We start from the raw sequence: 15,493 nt of genomic DNA, 5'->3' as shown, positions 1-15,493 counted from the left end.
GAAGTTATTGTAAGGATGTTTTTATACATCTTTGTTCTGATACCAAAGATAGCTGATAATCTAAAACTGTTATTATATTTTTTGTAAATTGCTTGAAAAGTAAATCCGGAAGTAGAATGTCATTGCTCAAGAATAAAAAATCATCGGCTGATTATATTGAATTAGAAAATAAGTATGGAGCTCATAATTACCATCCTTTGCCGGTTGTATTAGCCAGAGGAGAAGGGGTTTTTGTATGGGATGTAGAGGGTAAAAAATACTTTGATTTTTTGTCGGCATATTCTGCTTTGAATCAGGGGCATGGTCATCCAAAAATTGTGGAAGCTTTGGTAAATCAGGCACAAACGCTGACGTTAACTTCGCGTGCTTTTTACAATGATCAATTGGGTATATATGAAAAGTATATCACTCAACTTTTCGGCTTTGATAAAGTATTGCCGATGAATACAGGCGCTGAAGCAGTAGAAACCGCATTGAAAATTTGCCGTAAGTGGGCTTATGAGAAAAAAGGTATTCAGGAGGGAGAAGCACAAATTATTGTTTGCGAGAATAATTTCCACGGCAGAACAACGACTATCATTTCTTTCTCAAGCGATGCTGATTCACGAGGTGGCTTTGGTCCGTATACAGCCGGATTTATTCGGATTCCTTATGACGATATTGAGGCTTTAGAAACTGTATTGGCAACCAATAAGAATATTGCCGGTTTTTTGGTTGAACCCATTCAAGGAGAGGCTGGTGTTTTTGTGCCTCATGATGGTTATTTAGCTAAGATAAGAGAACTCTGCACAAAATACAACGTGCTATTGATGGTTGATGAGGTGCAGACAGGTATTGCGCGGACAGGTAAATTGTTGGCTGTAAATCATGAAAACGTTCAGCCAGATGTTTTAATATTAGGGAAAGCGCTTTCAGGAGGAGTTTATCCGGTTTCGGCAGTTCTGGCTAATGATAGCATTATGAATGTTATTAAACCCGGACAGCATGGCTCTACTTTTGGTGGAAACCCGATTGCCGCTGCGGTTGCTATTGCTGCTTTGCAGGTAATTCAAGATGAAAATCTTGCTGAAAATGCTGAAAAGCTGGGTCATCTATTCCGGACCAAACTAAACGACTATACCGCTCATAGTAAGATCGCTAAGCTAATCCGAGGTAAAGGATTGTTAAATGCAATTGTTATTAACGACACTGAAGAAAGTGAAACTGCATTTAATATTTGCTTAGCCCTCCGGGATAATGGTCTGTTAGCAAAACCGACCCATGGTAACATCATTCGTTTTGCTCCGCCATTAATTATTACTGAAGATCAGTTATTAGAGTGTGTTGCTATTATTGTAAAAACGTTGGAAGCTTTTGAGAATTAAGTGATAGTTCCTTAATTTCCATCATTTTCTTTAAATTGTTAATAGCATAACGCATCCTTCCCAAAGCCGTATTAATACTTACACCGGTTGCTTCAGCAATATCTTTAAAGCTCATCTCTCCATAGTGTCGCATAATTAATACCTCTTTTTGGCTATCAGGAAGCCTTTGTATCATCGTTCGTAAATCTTGATGCGTCTGCTCTCTTAGCAGCTGGTCTTCAATGCTTTCATCGTAAAAATGCAAAACATCGAAAATATCGAAGCCATCGTAATTGGTAATTACCGGAGTGCGTTTTTCTTTTCTGAAATAATCTATAACCAGGTTGTGTGCAATTCGCATAACCCATGGAAGAAATTTACCTTCTTCGTTATATTTACCGTTTTTCAGAGTTTTAATAACTTTAATAAAAGTGTCCTGAAATAAATCCTCAGCCAGGTACGTATCTTTTACCAGTAAGAATATAGATGTATATATTTTTGATTTATGTCGATTAATCAACGTTTCTAATCCGGTATTGTTTCCGGAAAGATAGAAATGTATCAGTTCTTGGTCAGTTCTTGACAGTAGGTCCATACTACGCTATTTATTCTTTTCGTTTAAATAAAAAGTAATAATTAAGTAGTAGTTTATGCGATAGTATCTGTGTTAAAAGTTAAAATCCTATTAAGAAATTGTAACGGCTCAAAAAAAGGCATTTTTTTTTATAAAACAAAGAATAATCTATAAAATAATGTGTTCTGCCACATATTCATTATTTTTGTAAATAATTCGTATTCACTAATTTCTTGAATACTGTAATCCGAAATTTTTATGGCAGGAAATACCGCTGAAAACCCCAAAACCCATATCTTGATCAAAGGAGCTCGTGTTCATAATCTAAAAAACATTGATGTTTCTATACCCAAGAATAGACTTGTAGTTATTACAGGGATGTCGGGTTCAGGGAAATCTTCTTTAGCTTTTGATACGCTTTATGCAGAAGGTAGAAGGAGATATATTGAAAGCCTGTCGTCTTATGCCCGCCAATTTATGGGCAGAATGAATAAACCAGAGGTTGATTATATTAAAGGAATAGCACCAGCTATTGCGATTGAGCAAAAGGTAATTACGAGTAATCCGAGATCGACAGTTGGAACCTCTACTGAGATCTATGATTATTTAAAGTTGCTTTTTTCCCGGGTTGGGAAAACTATTTCTCCGATTTCGGGCAAGGAAGTAACAAAAGATACGGTGACTTCGGTTGTAAACTTTATGATTGCTTTGCCGGAAGACACAGTTGTAACCTTATTTAGTCCGCTACAGCCTCATAATGAACGTACTTTAAAAGAGGAGCTTTCTATTTTACTGCAAAAGGGCTTTGTGAGGGTGAAATGGATGGGCGTTATAGAGAAAACTGAAACTCTTTTGGAAGATCAGTCTATTCCAAATGAGATGCTTAAAGTGGGAGACCTTTCTATTGTGGTTGATCGGATCCGTGTTGATGGAGAAGAGGAAACTATGAGTAGAATGGGAGATTCTGTACAAACTGCTTTCTTTGAAGGAAAGGGAGTTTGTACCATTGAAGCCAATGGAGAAGAGTATCTTTTTAGTGATTTGTTTGAGAGTGATGGAATGAGCTTTGAAGAGCCAAGCCCGAATTTCTTTAGTTTTAACAATCCTTATGGCGCTTGTCCTCGTTGTGAAGGTTATGGAAAGATAATTGGAATTGATCCGGATTTGGTGATCCCAGATAAAAGTAAATCTGTATACGACGGAGCAATTGCTCCATGGCGTGGATTGAAGATGGGTGAATGGTTAAATAAGCTAGTTGATAATGCTCTTAAGTTTGATTTTCCTATTCATCGTTCTTATAGCGATTTAACAGAAGCGCAGAAAGAATTATTATGGACAGGCAATAAACATTTCTCAGGTTTAAATGCTTTTTTTAAGGACCTGGAAGAACATGCCTATAAGATTCAATATCGGGTTATGCTTTCTCGTTATCGAGGTAAAACAGATTGTCCTGAATGCAGGGGTACACGCTTGCGGAAAGATGCAGCCTATGTTAAAATAAATGGTCGGTCTATTCAAGATGTTGTATTGTTGCCTGTTGCAAAAGCGTTGGAGTTTTTTCAGCAGTTAACATTGACTGATACGGAAATTAAAATTGCAAAACGGCTTTTATTGGAAATCAACAATCGTTTAACTTTTCTTAACGAAGTTGGTTTGCCTTATTTAACATTAAATCGGTTGTCGAATTCCTTGTCAGGCGGAGAATCGCAACGTATTAACCTGGCTACTTCTTTAGGAAGTTCATTGGTTGGATCTATTTACGTGCTTGATGAACCTAGTATTGGTTTGCACCCAAGAGACACAAACCGATTAATTTCTGTGTTAAAATCATTGCGTGATGTTGGTAATTCAGTTGTTGTTGTAGAGCATGAACAAGAGATGATGCAGGCTGCCGATTACATTATTGATATTGGGCCGGAAGCTGGTTCGCAAGGAGGAGAGTTGGTATATGCTGGAGATTATGATGGAATATTAGAAAGTGAAGAAAGCTATACGGGTAAATATTTGAGTGGCAGAGAGGCTATAGAAACACCTTCTTATAGACGCTCATGGAACTCTTCTGTTATTGTAAAGGGCGCGCGGCAAAATAATTTGAAGGGAGTTGATGTTACTTTTCCTTTAGGGGTGTTTACGGTTGTTACGGGGGTTTCGGGCTCTGGGAAAACTTCATTGATTAAGCAAATATTATATCCTGCGCTGCAAAAGGCGATTGGTAGTTATGCGGGTGAGCAAACAGGTTTATTTGATGGCTTAGAGGGTGATGTTAATTTGGTGGAACATATTGAAATGGTTGATCAAAACCCAATAGGCCGTTCTTCCAGGTCAAATCCTGTTACATATGTGAAAGCCTGGGATGAGATCAGGAATTTATATAGTAGTTTGCCTTCAGCCAAAGCTTTGGGGTTAAAACCTTCTTCCTTTTCTTTTAATGTAGAGGGTGGTCGTTGCGATGTTTGCCAGGGCGAAGGGGAGATTAAGGTTGAAATGCAATTTATTGCCGATATTTATCTTCCGTGTGAGGCTTGTGATGGAAATCGATTTAAACAACATGTGATTGACGTGGTTTATAATGAGAAATCAATTGCTGATATATTAAGGTTGACCATTGATGAGGCTTTGGAGTTCTTTAAAGATCATCCTAAAATTGCCGCCAGATTAAAACCATTATCAGATGTTGGTTTGGGTTATGTGCAGCTCGGGCAATCATCTAATACATTATCGGGCGGAGAAGCGCAGCGTATTAAATTAGCTTCTTTCCTTGTAAAAGGTAATGCTTGTAAGAATACCTTGTTTATATTTGATGAGCCGACCACAGGATTGCATTTTCATGATATTAAAAAACTGTTGAAGTCTTTTAATGCATTATTGGAACAAGGGAATACAATTCTTGTTATAGAGCATAATATGGATGTTATAAAATGTGCCGATTGGCTTATTGATATTGGTCCGGAAGGAGGAGAGAAGGGTGGACAAATAGTGTTTGCAGGTAAACCAGAAGATATTGTAAATTGTGATCAGTCTTACACAGGTCAATATCTTGCTCCTCATTTAAAGGCATTTACTAATACGATTTAACATGTTAACAAAAAAATCAAAGTACGGTATAAAGGCATTAATTTTTTTAGGGAAAAATTACGGTGCTCAACCTGTTCAGATAATGAGAATAGCAACAGAAGAGCAGATTCCTAAAAAGTTTTTGGAACAGATTCTTCTTGAGCTTCGCAATGCAGGTTTATTGTATAGTGTAAAGGGCGCGAAAGGAGGATACAGCTTAAACAAGGATCCAAAAGATATTCGTTTAACGCAGGTTATCCGACTATTGGACGGGCCTATTGCTTTGCTGCCTTGCGTTAGTTTGAACTTCTATCAGAAGTGTGATGAGTGCAAATCAGAAGAGGTATGTGGCATCCGTGATACCTTTGTAGAAGTTCGTGACGCGATGTTACAAATATTAAATGATACCAGTATCGCTGATATTATTGAGAAGGAATCTTCTTCGATATTGAAATTGTAACGGAATTTTTATGTTTGATAATCAGCTAATTGCAACTTTTTTGTTTATTTGCATTTAAAGTATACCAAATACATAGGGATTATATATATATTTGCAATGTAGTATGGAGAAGTTCAATTTATATTCAATGTGTATGTGTTTTGAATAGCGCAGGCTAACACTATGAATTAAATGTAATTTATTGTAAGCCTCTTATGAAAAAAAGAGGTTTTTTTATTAATAAAAATAAGAAGATGCAAAGCTTTCGCACAGAATTAGAAAATCCAATTGTAGAAAAGGAAATTATTGATCTGGAGAAGAAGATCCGTTTGTTTAGAGATGGAAAGATTGATGATGACAAGTTCAGGAGTTTACGTTTGGCCCGTGGAATTTACGGTCAACGGCAGCCTGGTGTACAAATGGTGCGGATAAAACTTCCATTTGGTCAGGTGACTTTTAAGCAATTGTTAAAGATATCTGATATCTCGGATGAATATGCTATTAAAAACCTGCATTTAACTACAAGGCAGGATATTCAAATTCACTTTGTAAGCCTGGATCGTACCCCTGAACTTTGGGCGAAACTTGCTGAAGATGATATTACATTGCGTGAGGCTTGTGGTAATACAGTGCGGAATGTTACTGCATCTCCTACTGCTGGTATTGACCGGGAAGAGCCTTTTGATGTTTCTCCTTATGCGCGCGAGATGTTTGAGTACCTGGTTCGTAATCCTATTTGCCAGGAATTAGGTAGAAAGTTTAAAATCTCTTTTTCTTCAAGTGAGAAAGATACTGCATTTGCTTATATCCACGATTTGGGCTTTGTTCCAAGAGTGAGAGTGGTAAATGGAGTTGAAGAGCGAGGTTTTAAAGTAATGATTGGCGGGGGCTTGGGTGCTCAGCCTATGATGGCTTATGTAGCGCATGAATTCTTGCATGAAGATCAAATTATTCCATTTACTGAAGCTACTATCCGGGTATTTGGCCGGGTAGGAGAAAGAAATAATCGTAATAAGGCTCGTTTCAAATTTGTTATTCAGAAGATTGGAGTAGATGAGGCTTTGCGTTTGATTGAAGAAGAGCGGCCATCTATAAAGAGTAAATCATATAAAATTGACAGGGATAAAATCAAACCTCTTGATTTGCCTGATTACGAAAATGTAAAAGCCATTGAAGTTGCTAATCCGTTAGCCTATGAGATATGGCGCAAAACGAATGTTTTTGAGCAAAAACAAGATGGGTATTTCTGTGTGTTTGTAAAGGTTCCTACCGGTGATCTTAGTACAGCCAAGGCTCGGATATTAGTAGACGGTATAAGACCTTATGCTGCTGATGAGATTCGCATTACGCAAAATCAAGGCCTGATGATCAAATTTGTTAAGGAAGAGGGTCTTTCTCATGTATATGAAGTTTTAACAAAGCTAGATTTAGCCGCTCCTGGTTTTGATAGTGTAGCAGATATTACTACTTGTCCGGGAACGGATACTTGTAACCTGGGTATTTCTAATAGTACAGAAATGGCAAGGGTACTTGAAAAGGTAATCTTGGATGAATATGCCGACTTAATATACAACCGTGATTTGAAGATCAAGATAAGCGGATGTATGAACTCATGTGGACAGCATAGTTTGGCTCATATCGGATTTCATGGTAGCTCATTAAAAGCCGGCAAGTCGGTTGTTCCTGCAGCTCAGATTATGTTAGGAGGTGCTTCTTTAGGTGGCGGTATTGGCAGAGCAGCTGAACGGGTTATTAAGGTGCCTTCTAAGCGAGTAACCAAAGCATTAAATTATCTTATTGATGATTTTAAGGATAATTCGGTTGATAGCGAACTTTTTCATGATTATTTCGATCGTCAAACGAAGGATTATTTTTATCGTTTGTTAAAGCCTTTGGCAGATTTAACAACATTGACTGAAGACGAATATGTTGATTGGGGCCATACCGTATTGTATGAGCCAGCGATTGGTGTAGGTGAATGTGCGGGTGTGATAATCGATTTAGTTGCGACTCTATTGTTCGAGACAGAAGAGAAACTTGAGTGGGCTAATGAGAGCTATGAAATTGGTGCATGGGCTGACTCTATTTTTCATACCTATAATGTTTTCATTACAGGAGCCAAAGCTCTCCTTTTAGATAAAGGAGTTAATAATAGCACGCAAGTAGCTACTATTAAGGCCTTTGAAGAGAACTTTATTGAAACTGGTGAAATCAAACTTAGAGATAGTTTCACAAACATTATTATGCAAATAAAAGACAATGAACCGACGCAGGCTTTTGCAGCATCTTATTTAAAAGATGCTAATGAGTTTTATCAAATTGTAAGCAAGGTTCGTGAACTAGCGAATAGCTAATTAGAAAAGATGACAGTAAGTTCAAAAATAACATTGGTCGGAGCAGGGCCTGGAGGTACGGATTTAATTAGTTTACGTGGATTAAAAGCTCTGGCTAAAGCTGATATTGTATTATATGATGCTTTAGTGAGTGAGGAGCTTTTGCAATATTGTCCACAGGCAGTTCAGAAAATATATGTCGGGAAGAGGGCTAATAAGCATGCTTATAGCCAAGATCAGATTAATGAAATGTTGGTTAAATATGCACTTTCTCATGGCCATGTAGTACGTTTGAAAGGTGGAGATCCTTTTGTTTTTGGAAGAGGATATGAAGAGATAGAATTTGCACATAAGAATAATATTGAAACAGAAGTAATTCCTGGTATTTCGAGTGCGATTGGTGTTCCGAGTTTACAAGGGATTCCTATTACGCATCGTGGAACTACAGAAAGCTTTTGGGTTATTACAGGAACTACATCATCAGGAAAGATTGCGCAAGATGTTTATACAGCAGCGAAGACCTCTGCCACAGTTGTTATATTGATGGGAGTAAGAAAGTTGCCGGAAATTGTTCGTATTTATAAAGAAGCGGGCCGCGATTCTTTGCCGATTGCTATTATTCAGAATGGAGCAATGCCCAATGAGAAAATAGCTGTAGCCGATATTCAGTCTATTGAAAATGTTGCTAAAGAGCTGCATATTGAGTCGCCGGCAGTAATTGTTATTGGAGAAGTGGTGTCGTTTCATGCAGACTATCAAAAATTGATTCGTGAAAATGAACTCATTAATATTTGAAACAGTTGATAAGCAGGAGATGAAGAGCACGAATGAGCTTTTTCCGATATTTCTAAAGCTTCAGAATTTCCATACTCTGTTATTAGGGGCTGGAAATGTGGGTTTGGAGAAGCTTACCGCACTTGTAGGAAATGACCCATTAGCAAATATTTTAGTTGTAGCAACAGAGGTGTCTTCTGAATTTGAATCTTTTGCTTCTGGCTATCCTCATGTTCATATTGAGAAGAGGTTCTTCGAAGAAAGTGATTTAGATGGAATTTCTCTTATTATTTTAGCTACTGATAATCGTGGTCTCCATGAATATATTTATGAGCTAGCAAAAGAACGGGGGATTTTATTGAATGTGGCAGATACTCCTGATTTATGTGATTTATATTTAGGATCTATCGTAAAAAAAGGAAACCTAAAGGTAGCTATCTCTACAAATGGTAAATCGCCAACATTTGCCAAGCGTTTAAAGGAAGTGCTTAATGATGCTCTTCCTAATGAAATAGATGAAACTCTGGATCGTTTAAATGCGGTTCGGGATTCGTTGAAAGGAGATTTCTCTTATAAAGTTAGAAAGCTAAATGAAATAACAGCTGGCTTGGTTGATAAGCCTAAAACGCTGACTATTTCTTTATTGACATTCAGATTAATGATTGGAACTGCTGTTCTTTTAGTTTTGATTATTTTTGCTCTCCTTCTTTGGAGATTTTAAATGTAATGCAATGGATAAAATAATAGAAGTTGAAGAGTTAATAAAAGATCTTGAACCGCAGCAGGTATTAGCATTACTAGCTGAGAGGTTTAAGGATCAAATTACGTTTTCTACAAGTTTTGGTTGGGAAGATCAGGTAATTGCTGATATGATATTTTCCAATAATTTAGAAATCGAAGTATTTACTTTAGATACAGGCAGGCTTTTTCCTGAAACTTATTCGGTTTGGAGCAGAATGCGTGATCGTTATAAGAAAGATATTAAGGCTTACTATCCGGATCATGAAAAGCTTGAAGCGATGATTGGCCAGAAGGGGCCAAATAGTTTTTATGAGTCGGTTGATAACCGCAAGGAATGTTGTGGAATCCGAAAAGTTGAACCTTTGAATCGGGCTTTAAAAGGTAAAAAGATATGGATAACAGGAATTCGTGCTGACCAATCTTTAAATCGGGAGCAGATGCATTGGATTGAGTGGGACGAAGGCCATCAGTTGATTAAGGTTCATCCTTTGTTTTTGTGGACATTGGAAGAAGTGAAGTCGTATATCCGGGTGAATAATGTACCTTATAATGCCTTGCATGATCGCGGATTTCCGAGTATAGGTTGTGCTCCTTGTACAAGGGCTGTTCAACCTGGAGAAGATTTTCGAGCCGGACGTTGGTGGTGGGAAGATAAAAGTAAAAAAGAATGTGGGCTACATATTACGGATCCTGCATCAGAAAGTGTATAAAATTATAGATTGAAATGGATTATTTAGATCATTTAGAAGCAGAAGCAATATCAATATTAAGGGAAGTAGCTGGCCAGTTTGAAAAACCTGCTTTGTTATTTTCAGGAGGGAAAGATTCAATTACTTTAGTTCATCTTGCGAAAAAAGCCTTCAGACCTGGGAAATTTCCTTTTCCTTTGGTACATATCGATACAGGACATAACTTTTCTGAGACGATAACTTTTCGTGATAATTTAATTGAAGAATTGGGTGAGAGATTGATTGTAGGAAATGTTCAGGATGCAATTGACCAAGGAAAAGTAGTAGAGCAAAAAGGTAAAAATGCTAGTCGGAATCCATTACAAACTGTTACTTTATTAGAGACTATTGAACAGAATGGTTTTGATGCCTGTATTGGTGGTGCACGTAGAGATGAAGAAAAGGCCAGAGCAAAAGAACGTATATTTTCTGTTCGTGATGAGTTTGGACAATGGGATCCTAAGAGACAAAGGCCTGAGCTTTGGAATATATTCAATGGTAAGATTCAGAAGGGAGAGAATGTTCGGGTATTCCCTATCAGCAACTGGACTGAATTAGACGTTTGGAATTATATTAAAAGAGAAAATATAGAGATACCTTCCTTATATTTTGCTCATGAGCGTGATTGTATTTATCGTAATGGACAATGGATGACCGCAGACCCAAGTTTAAATCTTGATCATGAAGATAAAATTGAGCGTAAACAAGTTCGTTTTAGAACCATTGGTGATATGACTTGTACGGCTGCAGTTGAGTCGGATAAAAGTGATATTGATGGTGTGATTCTTGAAATCAGTCAATCTCGTATTTCTGAGAGAGGGGCTAGGATGGATGATAAAGTTTCAGAAGCAGCCATGGAAGACCGTAAAAAAGGCGGCTATTTTTAATTGATTGAAAACAAGAATTACTATAAAATGGATATATTAAAATTCATAACTGCGGGAAGCGTTGATGATGGAAAGAGTACATTAATTGGTCGTTTACTTTATGATACAGATTCTATATTAGAGGATCAGCTTGAAGCAATAAAAAGTGCGAACCGTAAGAACGATGACGGAACGGTAGATTTGGCTATAATAACGGATGGTTTAAAGGCTGAAAGAGAACAAGGTATAACGATTGATGTTGCTTATAAGTACTTTCAGACAGATAAACGCAAGTTTATAATTGCTGATACTCCGGGACATATACAGTACACCAGAAATATGGTAACTGGTGCTTCTGGCGCTGATCTTGCGATTATTTTAATTGATGCCCGTAAAGGTGTTATTGAACAAACTATTCGTCATACATTTTTAGTCTCTTTATTGAATATTCAGCACGTACTGGTTTGCGTTAATAAAATGGATATGGTTGATTATGACCAGGAATCTTTTGAGAAAATAAAGAGTGATTATCTGCAATTTTCGAACAAATTAACGATCCAGAATATTGAATTTATTCCGGTTAGTGCGTTGCGAGGAGATAATATTGTTATTAAATCAAGGAATATGCCTTGGTATGATGGACCTTCATTGATTCATTTTTTAGAAACTGTTGATGTAAAGCCATTTGCGACATCGGGTAAAGGGAGATTTCCTGTGCAGTGGATTGTAAGGCCACAGACAGATGAACTTCATGATTACCGTGGTTATGCAGGCCGAATTGTTGGAGGTTCTTTTAAAGTTGGAGATAAAGTGGCAATTATGCCTTCTGGTTTTAGAAGTACCATTACCCATATTGAGCTGAATAATGAGCAAAAGGTGGATGCGGAAGAGGGTGAATCGGTTATTATTCGTTTAGAAGACGATATTGATATCAGCCGGGGAGACCTTATTGTATCAGCTGCTGATATTCCTGAAGTTACGAAAGATATTGAAGCTTCTATCTGCTGGATGGATTTACGGCCTTTAGATTTATCGCAGACTTATCTTCTTCAAACAAATAGTAAGTTATCTCGTGTAAAAATTCAGGATATACTTCATAAAGTTAATATTAATACGCTTGAAGAAATTCCTGCTGATACCTTTTCTTTGAATGATATTGGAAAGGTTAGAATTAGATCTGCTGATGAATTGGTAGTTGATACTTATGCAGAGAATAAAGCGACCGGTGGAGCTATCTTAATTGATACCCGTACAAACCTTACGGTTGGTGCCTTGATGTTTAGCTAGAATTTTCTGTCAAAAAGAGCTGTTATTTTACAAAAATAATTCCCTGAAGGTCTATTGTTTTCATTAAATTCGCAGGGAATAAACAAGACTAAATGATATTGCTTTTAGTCTTGTTCTATGTAATCAAATTCAATGAAAGACGAAAGCAAAGTCATCCGCGAGCAGTTCCCTCGCTCTCAAAACCGGGAACATTCAGTACCATTATATTTAACGTCTAGCTTTATTTTTGACGATGCTGAGCAGTGTCGTGCTGTATTTGCCAATGAAGAAGAAGGTATTATATATTCACGATATTCGAATCCAAATACCACCGAATTTATTCAGAAAGTTTGTGCTTTAGAAGGTGCTGAAGCCGGTCTCGCATTTTCATCAGGAATGGCGGCGGTATTTGCTTCTTTTGCTGCCCTTTTAAAAAGTGGTGATCATATTGTTTCTAGTCGTGCCATTTTTGGTTCTACCCATCAATTGTTTACTCAATTATTTTCTCGTTGGGGAATAACTCATACTTACGTTGATGCTGGAAAGCCAGAAGATTGGGAAAAGGCTGTTCAGGATAATACTAAGATGATATTTCTTGAAACACCTTCTAATCCGGGTCTTGAATTGGTAGATTTAGAATGGCTTGGTGGGTTTAAAAAGAAATATCCGCATATTATTTTGAATATTGATAATTGTTTTGCTACTCCTTATTTGCAAAAACCAGTTCAATATGGGTTTGATTTGGTAAGTCATTCTGCCACAAAATATATGGATGGGCAAGGACGGGTATTAGGTGGCGTGGTTGTAGGAAAACAGGAATTGATTGATGAAATGTTATTCTTTATCCGTCATACAGGTCCGGCGATGTCACCGTTTAATGCTTGGGTATTATCTAAAAGTCTGGAAACACTTCCTTTGAGGATGGATCGCCACTGCAGTAATGCATTGGTTATTGCTGAGTTATTAGAACAGCAACCTGAAATAGAATTAGTTCGTTATCCTTTTTTACCGTCACATCCACAATATGAGTTGGCTAAGAGACAAATGAAACAAGGAGGAGGTGTGGTAACTTTTGTTCTGAAAGGTGGATATGAGCAGGCACAGCGTTTTATGGATAGTTTGAAGATGATTTTAATAACATCTAATTTGGGAGATTCCCGGACAATTGTAACACACCCGGCATCTACCACACATTCAAAACTGTCTGAAGAGGAACGTGTGAATTTAGGTATATTAGCAGGAAGTATCCGGATATCTGTTGGTTTAGAAGCTATCGAAGATATACAAGAAGATATTTTGCAAGCATTAAGAAATAGCAATTAAGAAAAATAATAAGGGTTGAAATGGAAGTAAATTTAAAACTCGCTAATCAAGCAGTGCATTTTGAAGGCTCATCATCGAGTTCTGAAGTAAAAGTACATATTGATGGTTCGCCGGAGATAGGTGGCGAGGCTTTGGGTGTTCGACCAATGGAATTGGTTTTAATGGCTTTGGGTTCTTGTAGTGTGCTTGATCTTATTAGTATATTGAAGAAACAAAGACAGGATGTTCAGGATATACAAATTGAAATATCAGGGAATAGAACGGATGTTATCCCAAAGGTGTTTACTGATATTCATATTAAGTTCTTTATAAAGGGGAATCAAATCTCACTTGAAAAAGCTGAAAAGGCAGCAGAACTAGCTGTTAAAAAATATTGTTCAGTTCATGATATGCTCGCTTCCGGGGGAGTAGAAATTACCTATGAAATTATACTTTCCTAGTTTTCATAAACAAATGTTTGTCATTGTTTGTTAGTGGAGATAACGTATTGTTTTCATACAATATGAATGTTATTAAAACCAACAAATTATGGCAACTAAATGGGTATTGGATCCTACACACTCAGAAGTAAATTTCAAAGCCAAGCATCTCGTTATTTCAACCGTTTCTGGTAAGTTTAGAAAATTTAACGGTACAGTTGAGACTCCAAATGATAATAGCTTTGATTCTGCTAAGGTCGACTTTACAATTGATGTAGCAAGTATTGACACCAATCAGGAACCTCGTGATGAACACCTCCGTTCAGCTGATTTCTTTGACGCGGCTAATCATCCCACTATAACGTTTAAATCAACTTCTTTAAAGGCAAAAGGTAATGAAAGTGATGAATTTGTTTTGACTGGTGATTTAACAATCCGAGGAATTACTAAATCAATAGATGTTGATGTTGAATTTGGTGGGACAACGACGGATGCCTATGGGAATTTTAAAGCAGGTTTTGATGTTTCTGGTAAGGTTAACCGTAAAGAATTTGGCTTAAGCTGGAATGCGGTAACAGAGGCAGGTTCTGTTGTTGTGGGAGATATAATACGGTTTCAGATATCAGTGCAGTTTATAAGACAATAGGTTTTTGATTGTCTTCTCATCTTCTGCAATTTGTTGAATCATTTCTTCGAGTGAATCAAAGCGGATGTCTTGTCGAACGAAATGTAGAAATTTAACACGCAAAGTTTTGCCATATAGATTATCATGATAATCGAATAAGTTAACTTCAATAGTTCTCTTCGTGCCATCTACAGTGGGACTAGTGCCGATATAGCCCATACCTTTAAATTTTTCGTATTCTTTTTGATCCTCAAATTCACCATCCTTAATCTGAATATGATTAACAATGGATACTTCTACAGCGTAAATTCCATATGCCGGAATAAGTTTATAGCTCTCGTCGATTGAAAGGTTTGCTGTTGGAAAGCCTATTTCTCTTCCTACCTTTTTTCCCTTAATAACAGTTCCTGTAAGTTCATATGGATAGCCTAAGAAACTATTTGCTACTTCAATCTGCCCCTTTATTAAAGCCTCTCGTATTTTAGTAGATGAAACCGTAACTGCATTGATATCTTGCTCTGGAATTTCCTGAACGCTGTACCCGAATATCGGTGCATAGAAAAGAAGGTCGCTTAGGGATCCCGATCTATCGATTCCAAATCGGTGGTCATAACCAATTACAATCCTTTTTGTTCCTATTTTGCTTACTAAAACATCACGAATATAATCTTCCGGACTTTGTTGGGAGAATTCTTTTGTAAATGGAGTAATAATCAGGTGATCAATTCCGCAAGCTGCTAATTGATGTGCTTTTTCTTCAATTGTATTAATTAATCGTAAGCTGTCATCTTCCGGATGCAATATCATTCGGGGATGAGGAAAAAAAGTTAACAGAACTGTTTCTCCATTTATTTCTTTCGCACTCTCCCTGAGGTTCGATAAAATCTTCTGATGACCTATATGAACACCATCAAATGTTCCTATAGTGACAACTGCATTATCAACAGGTATAAAATCTTCTATGTTTCTATAGATTTTCATATGAATGCAAGATAATCTCGATTTTCT

General features: G+C 37.1%; 14 protein-coding genes. 12 read left to right on the top strand and 2 right to left on the bottom strand.

Annotated elements, in window-relative coordinates:
• Positions 1-92 precede the first annotated feature (92 nt).
• Entirely contained in the window at positions 93-1,364 is a 1,272-nt protein-coding gene (gene rocD / locus C8N28_RS06335) for an ornithine--oxo-acid transaminase (RefSeq protein WP_317127318.1), read from the top strand.
• Here the strand turns inward: rocD and C8N28_RS06330 are convergent.
• Entirely contained in the window at positions 1,330-1,938 is a 609-nt protein-coding gene (locus C8N28_RS06330; protein WP_132222757.1) for an RNA polymerase sigma factor, read from the bottom strand. The two genes, rocD and C8N28_RS06330, sit on opposite strands and share 35 nt — an antisense overlap.
• Before the next feature lie 237 nt (positions 1,939-2,175).
• Between C8N28_RS06330 and uvrA the strand changes: the two genes are divergently transcribed.
• The 11 genes from uvrA to C8N28_RS06275 all read left to right on the top strand — a co-directional run bounded on the left by uvrA (position 2,176) and on the right by C8N28_RS06275 (position 14,506).
• Entirely contained in the window at positions 2,176-4,992 is a 2,817-nt protein-coding gene (uvrA, locus tag C8N28_RS06325; protein ID WP_132222755.1) for an excinuclease ABC subunit UvrA, read from the top strand.
• Position 4,993: 1 nt separating this feature from the next.
• Entirely contained in the window at positions 4,994-5,431 is a 438-nt protein-coding gene (locus C8N28_RS06320) for an RrF2 family transcriptional regulator (RefSeq protein WP_132222754.1), read from the top strand.
• 233 nt (positions 5,432-5,664) lie between these two features.
• Entirely contained in the window at positions 5,665-7,764 is a 2,100-nt protein-coding gene (locus C8N28_RS06315) for a HEPN domain-containing protein (RefSeq protein WP_132222752.1), read from the top strand.
• A gap of 9 nt (positions 7,765-7,773) precedes the next feature.
• Complete coding sequence (gene cobA / locus C8N28_RS06310; protein ID WP_132222750.1) at positions 7,774-8,538, top strand: uroporphyrinogen-III C-methyltransferase; 765 nt, start codon at positions 7,774-7,776, stop codon at positions 8,536-8,538.
• Positions 8,519-9,238, top strand: coding sequence for a precorrin-2 dehydrogenase/sirohydrochlorin ferrochelatase family protein (locus C8N28_RS06305; protein WP_246012765.1), 720 nt, complete (start codon positions 8,519-8,521; stop codon positions 9,236-9,238). Before cobA ends, C8N28_RS06305 begins: the two co-directional genes overlap by 20 nt.
• 10 nt (positions 9,239-9,248) lie before the next feature.
• On the top strand, positions 9,249-9,968 hold the full coding sequence (locus C8N28_RS06300; RefSeq protein ID WP_132222748.1) for a phosphoadenylyl-sulfate reductase: 720 nt from the start codon (positions 9,249-9,251) through the stop codon (positions 9,966-9,968).
• Between the two features lie 14 nt (positions 9,969-9,982).
• Positions 9,983-10,873: a sulfate adenylyltransferase subunit CysD gene (gene cysD / locus C8N28_RS06295; RefSeq protein WP_132222746.1), complete on the top strand. Its 891-nt coding sequence runs from the start codon at positions 9,983-9,985 to the stop codon at positions 10,871-10,873.
• A 27-nt stretch (positions 10,874-10,900) separates the two neighbouring features.
• Positions 10,901-12,139 (top strand): sulfate adenylyltransferase subunit 1, encoded by a 1,239-nt coding sequence (locus tag C8N28_RS06290; protein ID WP_132222744.1) that lies wholly within the window; start codon positions 10,901-10,903, stop codon positions 12,137-12,139.
• Positions 12,140-12,271: 132 nt separating this feature from the next.
• Entirely contained in the window at positions 12,272-13,441 is a 1,170-nt protein-coding gene (locus C8N28_RS06285) for a trans-sulfuration enzyme family protein (RefSeq protein WP_132222742.1), read from the top strand.
• Between the two features lie 20 nt (positions 13,442-13,461).
• Positions 13,462-13,881 (top strand): OsmC family protein, encoded by a 420-nt coding sequence (locus tag C8N28_RS06280; RefSeq protein ID WP_132222740.1) that lies wholly within the window; start codon positions 13,462-13,464, stop codon positions 13,879-13,881.
• 88 nt (positions 13,882-13,969) lie between these two features.
• Positions 13,970-14,506, top strand: a complete 537-nt coding sequence (locus C8N28_RS06275) for a YceI family protein (RefSeq protein WP_185140128.1) — start codon at positions 13,970-13,972, stop codon at positions 14,504-14,506.
• Here the strand turns inward: C8N28_RS06275 and C8N28_RS06270 are convergent.
• Entirely contained in the window at positions 14,483-15,466 is a 984-nt protein-coding gene (locus C8N28_RS06270; RefSeq protein WP_132222736.1) for a bifunctional riboflavin kinase/FAD synthetase, read from the bottom strand. The genes C8N28_RS06275 and C8N28_RS06270 overlap by 24 nt on opposite strands.
• Positions 15,467-15,493 lie beyond the last annotated feature (27 nt).

Origin of the sequence: Albibacterium bauzanense, assembly GCF_004339765.1 — a bacterium.
GTDB classification, from domain to species: Bacteria; Bacteroidota; Bacteroidia; order Sphingobacteriales; family Sphingobacteriaceae; genus Albibacterium; species Albibacterium bauzanense.
This window is presented reverse-complemented; position numbering and strand designations above follow the sequence as displayed.